Here is a 10,157-nt window from a genome sequence, read left to right on the forward strand (position 1 = left end):
ATACCAGAATGAGCGCATTGTGGGTAACTGCCCCGCCAAGGTCAAAGGGGTGGCGCTACGTGCAACAAAAAATTCATTTTCAGCGCCGGGATCGCGATAATCTAGGAAGCCTGAACAGCAGAGGGCGCACTGGTATCTACCAATACATGTTGATGTCGCCGTTTAACCACCGGGCAGATGACCTGCCCAGTGCCCAGCCCATTGCCCAACTCATTGCACAACTTATTGCAAAACCAGGGATTTTCATGAGCAAACCGCAATATCTGCAGATCAAGGATGCCCTCGCCAACCAGATCCTGGCAGGGGGTCTGGCCCCCAACGACAAGCTTCCCTCCGAGCGGCTGCTGGGGGAACTCTATGGCACCACCCGGGTTACCATCCGCGAGGCACTGGTGCAGCTGGAGGCGAACGGCCTTATCTATAGGGAGGATCGCCGCGGCTGGTTCGTCACACCGCCGCGCTTTCGCTTGAACCCCAGACGCACCTCCAACTTTCACCAGATAGTGCAGGAGCAAGGGGGTGAGCCGCGCACCGAGCTGCTGGAGAAAAGCCGTCAGGCGGTGCCGCCCGCGTTGATGGCGCAACTGCAGCTCAAGCCGTTCGACAGCCTCTTTTTGCTCAAGCGACTGCGCTACGCCAACGGGCGCGCCATCTGCTACTGCGAGAACCACTGCCTGCCAGAGCGGGTGCCCGGCCTGCTGGAGCTGGATCTCAACGGCAGCCTGACCGAGATCTACCAGGCCCATTACGATCTCCACTACGCCCGCATGCAGGTGCGCTTTTTTCCCACCGCCCTGCCGGACGAAGTGGCCAAGGCGCTGGGGGCCACCGCCGGCCTGCCTGCCCTGCGCCTTGAGCGACTCAACTTCGATCAGCACGGCCGGGTGCTCGACTTCGATCTGGAGTACTGGCGTCACGACAGTCTGGAGATCGAGGTGGATACCCAGGATTAGTCACGGACAAATCAGGAACGGCAAAACGTCACGGGGCTGTCACGGTCACGTCATAAAGATCCCCTAGCCTCTCTCTCGACCAATCTGGTTTATACCAAGCCAACTTATATGGAGAAGAGGATGAAACAGGGAACCCATCTGCTGGCCGCCGCCGTGCTGGCTGCCATGACCGCCCCGGCACTGGCCGCGACCGATCTCACCGTCTACACCGCCTTCGAACCGGAGCAGCTCAACGAGCTGAAAACCGCGTTCGAGCGCCAGCATCCGGACATCAACATCAAGTGGGTGCGTGACTCCACCGGCGTGGTCACCGCCCGCTTGCTGGCAGAAAAAGCCCAGCCCAAAGCGGATGTGGTGTGGGGACTGGCCGCCACCAGCCTGATGCAGCTCGATCAGCAGCAGATGCTCAATGCCTATGCACCGAAAGGGCTGGAGAAGCTCGACAGCCGCTTTCGCGACAGCAAGGCCGAGCCGCACTGGATCGGTCTGGACGCCTTCTTCAGCGCCATCTGCTTCAACAAGGTAGAGGCGGAGAAACAGGGGATCCCGGCTCCCACCAGCTGGGCCGACCTCACCAAGCCCATCTACAAGGGCAAGGTGATCATGCCCAACCCAAGCTCCTCCGGTACCGGTTACCTGAGCGTTGCTGGCTGGCTGCAGACCATGGGCGAGCAGCAGGGCTGGCAATTCATGAACGGCCTGCACCAGAACATCGACCGTTACACCCACTCGGGCTCCGCCCCCTGCAAGCTTGCCGCCAGCGGCGAGACGGTGATCGGTATCTCCTTCGACTTCCCGGCTACCAGCCTCAAGGCCAAGGGTGCCCCCATCGAGGTGGTATTCCCGAAAGAGGGGTCGGGCTGGGATATGGAAGCCGCCGCCATCATCAAGGGCACCCCCAAGCTGGAAGCCGCCAAACAGCTGATCGACTTTGCCGCCACCGAACAGGCCAACGCCCTCTACAACAAGTCGTTCGCAGTGGTCGCCATCCCCGATGTAGCCCAACCGAGAGCGGGCTATCCGGCGGATATCAAAGGCCAGATGATCGACAACGACTTTAGCTGGGCAGCCCGCGAGCGTAACGCCATCCTGGCCCAGTGGAGCGCCAGCTTCGACGGCAAGACCGAAGCCAAACAGTAAGCGTGAAGGGCGGCAGTTTGTTCACGCCAGACACACCACTGCCAATAAACTGCCAGTCGAAGGCCAACAGGGGTTGGCCTTCGCTTTTTGGTTTTAACTTCCCGAGTTTGCATTGCCTTCAATTAGCGATGCTTAGTCCATTCGCATAGTGCCAAGCCACTTGCTGGTGACCCGATGTCATTTGACTGTCATCAAGCTGTCATCCCCCGATCACCTGACCGTCACACTTCACACTCAAACTGGTATATACCAAATCAGTAGCGAGTCGAACCATGACCCAGCCCTATCTGGACATTCAACATCTCAACAAGCAGTTCGGTGCTTTTCAGGCCCTCAAGGGGATCTCTCTGACCATTGAGCCGGGGGAGTTTATCTGCTTTCTCGGCCCCTCCGGCTGCGGCAAGACCACCTTGCTCAGAGCCATCGCCGGGCTGGATCTGCCGGACAGCGGCGAGATCTGGCAAGGGGGGCGCAATATCTCCCGGCTGCCACCCCAGCAGCGCGACTTTGGCATCGTGTTTCAATCCTACGCCCTCTTCCCCAACCTGACGGTGGCCCAGAATATCGCCTTCGGCCTTGAGAATCAGGGGCTGGCACGGGATCTCATCAAGGAGCGGGTCGATCACTGGCTGGGGCTGGTGGATCTCACGGCCCAGTCCCACAAATACCCGAGCCAGATCTCCGGCGGCCAGCAGCAGCGGGTGGCGCTGGCCCGCGCGCTCGCCCTCTCCCCCGGCCTGCTGCTGCTGGACGAACCGCTCAGCGCGCTGGATGCGCTGGTGCGCACCCACCTTCGCAGCGAGATCCGCGCCCTGCAGCAGCGTCTTGGCATTACCACCATCATGGTGACCCACGATCAGGAAGAGGCGCTGACCATGGCCGATCGCATCGTGGTGATGGAAGGCGGCCGCATCGTACAGGTGGGCACCCCGCAGGAGATCTACCACCAGCCTGCCAGCCGTTTCGTGGCAAGCTTCGTCGGCACCATGAACTTCCTCGACACCCTGGTGCTGAGCCCCACTCAGGTGCGCCTTAACGAGCAGCCGCTGACACTTGCCAACCGGGCCGCGGCCGGCAGCAAATTGCAGGTGGCGATCCGCCCCGAGGCGATCACCCTGAGTGCGCCGAGCGAGCCGTATCTTGGGCAACATGGCATTGAAGCAACCATCGATCAGGTGGAGTTTCTCGGCGCCGCCCAACGCCTTATCTGCACCGCCGACACCTATCTGGGCCCGCAGCAAATTCTGGTGGAGCGCCCGACCCACGAGTTGCCCCGTCACGAACAGGGTGGCTGGCGCAGCGGCATGCGCTGCTCGCTGCACTGGCCCGCCGGAGCGATGCAGCTGTTTGAAGGAGAGCGCCCATGACTGCCCCCTTTGCAACCTCCTCCCTGTTGCCGCCAGCGACAGCCCGGCAAGACGGCCGCTGGCAGCGGCTCTGTCGCGGCTGGAGCCGGGATCAGCTGCTGCAGCTGTTCCTGCTTGCGCTCGGCATCGCTCTGCTGGTGGGGGGTCTCTTGCTGCCGCTGCTCACCATGCTGCAAAAGAGCCTGCAGGATGAGAACGGCCTCTGGGTGGGCCTTGCCAACTTCAGCGCCTACTTCGACTCCCCTCATCTGGGGCGCACCATCGGCAACACCCTCTGGCTCGGGGTACTGATCACCGCACTGGTGGTGACCATCGCCTTTGGCTACGCCTACGCCCTCACCCGCACCTGCATGCCTGGCAAGCCCCTGTTTCGCCTCATCGGCCTTATTCCGCTCTTGATGCCCTCCCTGCTGCCCGCCATCAGTCTGGTCTACTGGTTTGGCAATCAGGGGATCGCCAAGGGGCTGCTCGGCGGCGAGAGCATCTACGGCCCCATCGGCATCGTCATCGGTCTTGGCTTCTGGTGCTTCCCTCACGCCCTGATGATCCTTATCACGGCGCTCGGTCAGAGCGACGCCCGCCTCTATGAAGCCTCCCGGGTGCTCGGCAGCAGCGGCTGGCGTACCTTTGTCACCGTCACCCTGCCTACCGCCCGTTATGGCCTGCTCAGCGCCGCCATCGCCGTCTTCACCCTCACCATCTGCGACTTCGGGGTTGCCAAGGTGATTGGCGGCCAGTACAGCGTGCTGGCCACCGATATCTACCGGCAGGTGATCGGGATGCAGAACTTCTCGCTGGGCGCCGTTGCCAGCGTCACCCTGCTGCTGCCGGCACTGTTGAGCTTTGCGCTGGAGCACAGAGTGCGCAGCAAGATGCAGGAGCAGAGCAGCACCAAGGCGGTGCCCTATCAGCCCAAACCCCATCGGCTGCGGGATCTGCTGGCGCTCGGCTGGTGCACGCTCTGGGCCCTGCTGTTTCTGGCGCTGGTGGGGATGGCGGTTTACGGATCCTTGGTACAGTTCTGGCCCTACAACCTCGCTCTGACGCTGGATCACTACGCCTTTGACAGCAACAGCGTCTATGGCTGGCAGCCCTTTACCAATACCCTGCAGCTGGGCCTCTATACCGCGCTGATCGGCACCGTGCTGGTGATGGTGCTGGCCTGGGCACAGGAGAAGGGGCGCCACTTCGCGCCGCTGCGCCAGCTGCTGCATCTGCTCGCCATGCTGTCGCTGGCGGTACCCGGCATGGTGCTGGGGCTGGGTTACATCTTCTTTTTCAACGGCAATCCGCTCTTTGGCAGCCTCTATGGCACTCTGCCGCTGATGGTGCTCTCCTGCGTCATCCACTACTACACGGTGGGCCATATGACGGCGCTGACCAGCCTCAAGCAGCTGCCCAAGGAGCTGGAGCTGGTGGCCATCTCATTGCGCATTCCGCTCTGGAAGGCGTTCTTGCGGGTCACCCTGCCCGCCTCCCTGCCAGCGCTCTTGGAGATCTTTATCTATCTGTTCGTCAACGCCATGACCACCACCTCGGCGGTGATCTTCCTCTATTCGAGCGACAGCGTGCTCGCCTCCATCGCCGTGCTCAATATGGAGGATTCCGGCGATACCGCCGCGGCCGCCGCCATGGCCACCCTGATCCTGCTGGCCGCCGCCACCGTCAAGCTGCTCCAGCTCTTTTTGAGCCGCGCCCTGCTGGATCGCACCCAGCGCTGGCGCCACCAATAACCTTATCGAGGAGTCATCATGTCCACTCTCCCCTTCTGGCTGGCCGAGGCGCTCGCCGCCGAACAGCCCGCGCCGCCCACGCCCCTTCACGGCCACCACGAGGCCGATGTCTGCATCGTCGGTGGCGGCTTTACCGGGCTGTGGAGCGCCATCGCCCTTAAACAGGCCGAGCCTGCCTTACGCATCACGGTGCTGGAGAAAGATCGCTGCGGTAGCGGCGCCTCCGGGCGCAACGGCGGCTGCCTGCTCACCTGGTCGGCCAAATATCTGACGTTAAAGCGCCTCTTTGGCGAAAAGCAGGCCGCCTGGCTGGTGCAAAGATCTGAGCAGGCGGTGCACGAGATTGCCCGCTTCTGCGAAACGCACAACATAGAGGCGCAGCTGAGGGTCGAGGGCACCTGCTACACCGCCACCAGCGAGGCGCAGCGCGGCCTGATGGAGCCGGTATTGCGGGAGCTACAGCGAGCCGACCTTAACCAGTGGCAGGCGATTGAAGAGGGTGAACTGGCGAGCCAGAGCGGCTCCCACGTTCATCTGGAGGGGCTCTACAGCCCCCACGCGGGCTCGGTGCAACCGGCGCTCTTGGTGCGCGGCCTGCTGCGGGTAGCGCGGGAACTGGGGGTCGAGGTTTATGAGCACTCTCCCATGCAGCGCCTTGAGGCGGGCCAGCCAGCACGGGTGCAAACGCCGCAGGGTGAGGTGCGTGCCCGCAAGGTGGTGCTGGCCCTCAACAGCGCCATGGTGGCGCACTTTCGCGAGTTTCGCCGCAGTATCGTGCTGGTCTCCTCCGATATGGTGATCACCGACCCCGCGCCGGATGCACTGGCCGCCCAGCAGCTTGCGCACGGCCGCTCCGTGGTGGATGGCCGCACCTTTGTCCATTACTACCGCTCCACCCCGCAAGGGCGGCTGATGCTGGGCAAGGGGGGCAACACCTTCGCCTTTGCCAACCGCCATCTGGCCGAGTTCGATGCGCCGAGCCGTTATCTTGCCCCCCTCACCCGCACCCTGCGCCGATTCTTTCCGGCGCTCAAAGAGGTGCCCATCGCCGCCAGCTGGTGCGGCGCCTCCGACCGCTCGGTAGATGGCCTCCCCTTCTTCGGCCACTGGCGAGGGCAGCCCAATATCGTCTATGGCCTCGGCTACTCTGGCAACGGGGTGGCGCAGAGCTGGATCGGTGGCCAGATCCTGGCGGCTTTGGTGCGCGATGAAGTGCGGGAAGCGGACAAGCCGTGGCGCGACTGCGCGCTGGTCAGCGGCCCGCGCGGCTATTTTCCGCCCGAACCCTTTCGCTGGCTGGGGGCCATGGCTGTGCGCAACGCCATCCGGCGCAAGGAGCGGGCGGAAGATGAGAACCGTCCGGTGGCCTGGTATGACAAACAGCTGGCCAAACTTGCCGATGCCGCTGGCAAGGCAGACAAGTAAGCGCGGTAATGCCAATTCCGCACGGTTCAGCCCCGTCTGACCGCAACCAGCAAAGCGCCGACCCAAGGGTTGGCGCTTTGCTATTGGCGCCGTCGGCCATCAGCGCGCCTGCTGATCCCGCGCGGCGAAAACCTGCGATCAGCTCCGCGCTGCATCGCCCGGATCGGAGGGCATAAACAAGGCGCGACAAACACTGTGTTCGACTTGCCGCCAATAGCACTGTTTCACCAGCGAAACACTATCAAGAAACATCATTTCACTTGCGTAACAATCAGGCCGATACGGCGCCGCCTTGCAGGGATATTGCGCCAGAGAGAGCCACGCCGATCAGGACAAAGAGCGCCAACCCGCTACGCTTGTGCGCGCTTTATCGCCGCCACTTGTCGGCCGCCGGGACTTCCGTACCCAGCAGCAGCGCTGGCCTTGCCTGCCACACCCGCTCGGGGTCGGGCTCGGCAATGGCGGCGGCGATCAGCTGCTCGCTCCAGTGGCGGTGCAGCAGCCACATCTGCTGGCCGAGATCCCCATCGCTCCGGGTGCACTGCTTGGTAACATCGGCAGTGCGATAGAAGTAGCGCACCAGCGTCGTGAGTTCGGGCTCTGGCCAGCGGCAGCCAAAGTCACGCAGCAGGGATGACCAAAAGTCAATCTGGCCCCGCTCGTGCTGCTGCTCCAGCGCATGCAGCTCGGGGATAAGATCCATCGCATGCCAGAGGGCGCCATAGCCGACAAAGCGGCGCTCCAGCGCCTCCAGTGCCTCGTCGAGCAGCACCAGCGCCTGCGGCCAGCTGGTCGCCTGAATGCGGATCTGCTCCTGCGCCTCGCAGACCGCCGCCAGCCACCCCATGGCGAGGCGGCCGATGATCGCCTCCTTGTTGGGATAGAGGTGGTAGAGCGACTTGATCCCCACCCCCGCCCGATCGGCGATGGCATTGGTGTTAAGGGCCGCAAAGCCCTGCTCCTGCAACAGGCTCAGGGTCGCCTCCTCGATGCGGCTGGCCACCGCCTGACTGCGCTGCTGTTTGGGTTGGCGGCGCATGGCAAACACTTGGGGTAACGGCCCCTCGGTCACGGACTCCTCTGACATCACTCCTCCCTGTTGTTGGCCATCGGCAAGGCGCTCTGGCGGTAGATCTTGCTACCTCAGCAAAGCGGGGACTGCGCCCCGCTCGCCACCGATTGATGTGACATGGTAAACAAAACGTTAAATATTTGCAGCAATTGCTGGTATTTTTTGACCGGGCAGCCATAAAGAGATCGCGAAATGTGCAGTAAACACTGCACAAAACCCGACCCTCAAGGAGATCACTGCATGGATTGCAAGGCACCACATCACGCCCGTTCCCGCACTTTTTTGCTGCTCGCCCCGCTGCTGGCCGCCACGCTGGCGGGTTGCCAGCAGGGGCAGCCGCCCACCGCCGCACGCACTCTTTATCTCAACGGCAAGATCCACACTCAGGATGGTCAACGGCATGTGGCAGAGGCCATGGTGGTGAGCGGCGGCCAGTTTCTCTATGTGGGCAACCGGCAGGGCGCCGAGGCGCTCACCACCCCCGACACCCAGGTGGTCGACTTGCAGGGCAAGATGGTGCTGCCGGGGCTGCACGACAACCATATCCACCTGCTGGGCACGGTGGCGCTCGATATGTGCGATCTCGACGGCAAGCCGGTCGATCTCGGCGAGCTGGCGGCCAAGGTGAAGAGCTGCCTGCCCCGCTACGCCCCCAAATCTGGCGACTGGCTGGTGATCAACCAGTGGTCTCCCTACGAGGGCAACGCCCCCACCGCCGCCTATAAAACCGTGCTGGCGGCTCTCGATGCCGCCGCCCCCGACAATCCGGTGGTGCTGGCCGGGGTCGATGGCCACGCCAGCGCCTACAACTCGCGGGCACTGGCGCTGGCGACCGACAAGAGCGGCAAACAGGTTGGCTTCACCGCCGCCACCCTGGCGCCGGGCGGCCTCTTTGCCCCTTTCAAACCCTATGTGGATCTCGATAGCGGCGTCATTCGCGAGGGGGCCCGCAGCGCCATCCCCTCCCCCGACAGCGGCCTGCTGAGCGCCCGTGACGAGCAGGCGGCGAACCAGTATCGCCAGATCCTGCCCGCCGTCTCGACCCTGATGGCCTCGCGCGGCATCACCAGCATTCAGGATGCCTGCGCCACCGACTTTATCCGCGATCGCCTGCGGGAGATGGAAGACAAGGGGCTGCTCAATATGCGGGTCACCGCCGCCACCTGTTTTCACGAGGATGACTACAGCGGCAAGCTCGATATCGGCGGCCATCTGGCCAAGGCCAACCGGGTGCGCGACCAGTTTGCCGGCGATCCGCTGATCAAGGCCGATGCGGTCAAGATCTTCCTCGACGGGGTACTGGAAGGCGACCCTTTCAGCACGCCCCCCTTCCTGCCCAACGCCGGCATGTTGGCCAACTACCAGACCCCCCACCTCGCCGCGGATAAAGGGGGCGAGCAAGTCACCATCACCGCCAACAGCGAGGATGCCGGCAGCAAGGGGCTGGTCAACTACCGCGCCGCCGATCTGAACCGCTACGTGGGGGCGCTCGACAAGGCGGGCTTTAGCATCCATATGCACAGCATTGGCGATCGTACTACCCGCATGGCCCTCGATGCGCTGGAGGCGGCCCGCGCCAGCAACGGCGATCACGGCACTCCCCACACCCTCGCCCATCTGCAGGTGGTGCATCCGGACGATCAGCAGCGGCTCGGCCAGCTTGGCCTCTACCTCACCTTCACCTACGCCTGGACCAACTCCCAGCCCGAATACGACATGCTGGTCACCCCCTTTATCCAGCCGACCCGCAAGGGGCAATCCCTGCACGAGGCGATGTACGATCCCAAGGGGTATCTCAAGCAGGCGCTCTATCCGGTGGCCAGCTCGCGCAAGGCGGGGGCCATTCTGGTGGCTGGCAGCGATGCGCCGGTCGATAGCCGCGATCCGCGCCCCTTCGCCAATATGGCCGCCGGGGTCAACCATGCACCCCAGAGCGGCGATGACTTTCGGGCGAGCCAGCGCATCACCCTCGACCAGATGCTGGATGCCTACACCATCAACGGCGCCCGCGCGGTGCGCCAGCAGGCCGTCAGCGGCTCCATCGAAGCGGGCAAATCGGCCGACTTTATCGTGCTGGATCGGGATCTCTACCAGCTGGTCGCCGCCGGCAAACCGGAGCAGATCGCCGATACCAAGGTCACCCGCACCGTCTTTCGCGGGCAGACGGTCTTTAGCCAGTAAGTTCAGCCGAAATGGCGAGTGTGAGCATCTGGTCAGCTGCGATCTGAGCATATGCCGCCAGACCTGCGCCTCTAAAAGCAAAATGCCGACCCCAGGGTCGGCATTTTTAGTTCGGGGAGTGATAGCAAGCCCTGATGGCAAGGTGCGCTATGCAAGGGTCGGCGTTTTTCAAGATAGTTGTCGCGTAACCCTGTTTTAAGCCGCTTGTTTTTCTTCTGGTTCTGACCGCTCTGGGTTCAGCATCACGGCTCCTATCGGTGTCCAGTTTCGTGTGTTCCCACTCCAT

Annotated in this window: 7 protein-coding genes; 6 read left to right on the forward strand and 1 reads right to left on the reverse strand. The window is 63.1% G+C overall.

Annotated elements, in window-relative coordinates:
- Positions 1 to 245: 245 nt before the first annotated feature.
- The 5 genes from phnR (at position 246) to AAHA41_RS21300 (ending at position 6,618) form a co-directional block, all read left to right on the forward strand.
- Positions 246 to 953 (forward strand): phosphonate utilization transcriptional regulator PhnR, encoded by a 708-nt coding sequence (gene phnR, locus AAHA41_RS21280; RefSeq protein WP_235465732.1) that lies wholly within the window; start codon positions 246 to 248, stop codon positions 951 to 953.
- Positions 954 to 1,073: 120 nt separating this feature from the next.
- Entirely contained in the window at positions 1,074 to 2,093 is a 1,020-nt protein-coding gene (locus tag AAHA41_RS21285) for a putative 2-aminoethylphosphonate ABC transporter substrate-binding protein (protein ID WP_323071401.1), read from the forward strand.
- A 272-nt stretch (positions 2,094 to 2,365) separates the two neighbouring features.
- Positions 2,366 to 3,460: a putative 2-aminoethylphosphonate ABC transporter ATP-binding protein gene (locus AAHA41_RS21290; RefSeq protein ID WP_215801164.1), complete on the forward strand. Its 1,095-nt coding sequence runs from the start codon at positions 2,366 to 2,368 to the stop codon at positions 3,458 to 3,460.
- Positions 3,457 to 5,193, forward strand: coding sequence for a putative 2-aminoethylphosphonate ABC transporter permease subunit (locus tag AAHA41_RS21295; protein ID WP_215801163.1), 1,737 nt, complete (start codon positions 3,457 to 3,459; stop codon positions 5,191 to 5,193). The genes AAHA41_RS21290 and AAHA41_RS21295 overlap by 4 nt, the downstream gene beginning before the upstream one ends.
- An 18-nt stretch (positions 5,194 to 5,211) precedes the next feature.
- Positions 5,212 to 6,618 carry an FAD-dependent oxidoreductase gene (locus AAHA41_RS21300; RefSeq protein ID WP_215801162.1) on the forward strand — a complete coding sequence of 469 codons (1,407 nt, stop codon included), beginning with the start codon at positions 5,212 to 5,214 and terminating at the stop codon, positions 6,616 to 6,618.
- A 367-nt stretch (positions 6,619 to 6,985) separates the two neighbouring features.
- On the opposite strand, the gene AAHA41_RS21305 is transcribed toward AAHA41_RS21300, so the two are convergent.
- Entirely contained in the window at positions 6,986 to 7,705 is a 720-nt protein-coding gene (locus AAHA41_RS21305) for a TetR/AcrR family transcriptional regulator (protein WP_323071406.1), read from the reverse strand.
- A 225-nt stretch (positions 7,706 to 7,930) separates the two neighbouring features.
- Here AAHA41_RS21305 and AAHA41_RS21310 point away from each other — a divergent pair, with 225 nt between their 5' ends.
- Complete coding sequence (locus AAHA41_RS21310) at positions 7,931 to 9,871, forward strand: amidohydrolase family protein (RefSeq protein WP_323071408.1); 1,941 nt, start codon at positions 7,931 to 7,933, stop codon at positions 9,869 to 9,871.
- The last annotated feature ends 286 nt before the right edge of the window (positions 9,872 to 10,157 follow it).

Origin of the sequence: Aeromonas sp. SER, from assembly GCF_038739615.1 — a bacterium.
Taxonomy (GTDB): Bacteria; Pseudomonadota; Gammaproteobacteria; order Enterobacterales; family Aeromonadaceae; genus Aeromonas; species Aeromonas jandaei.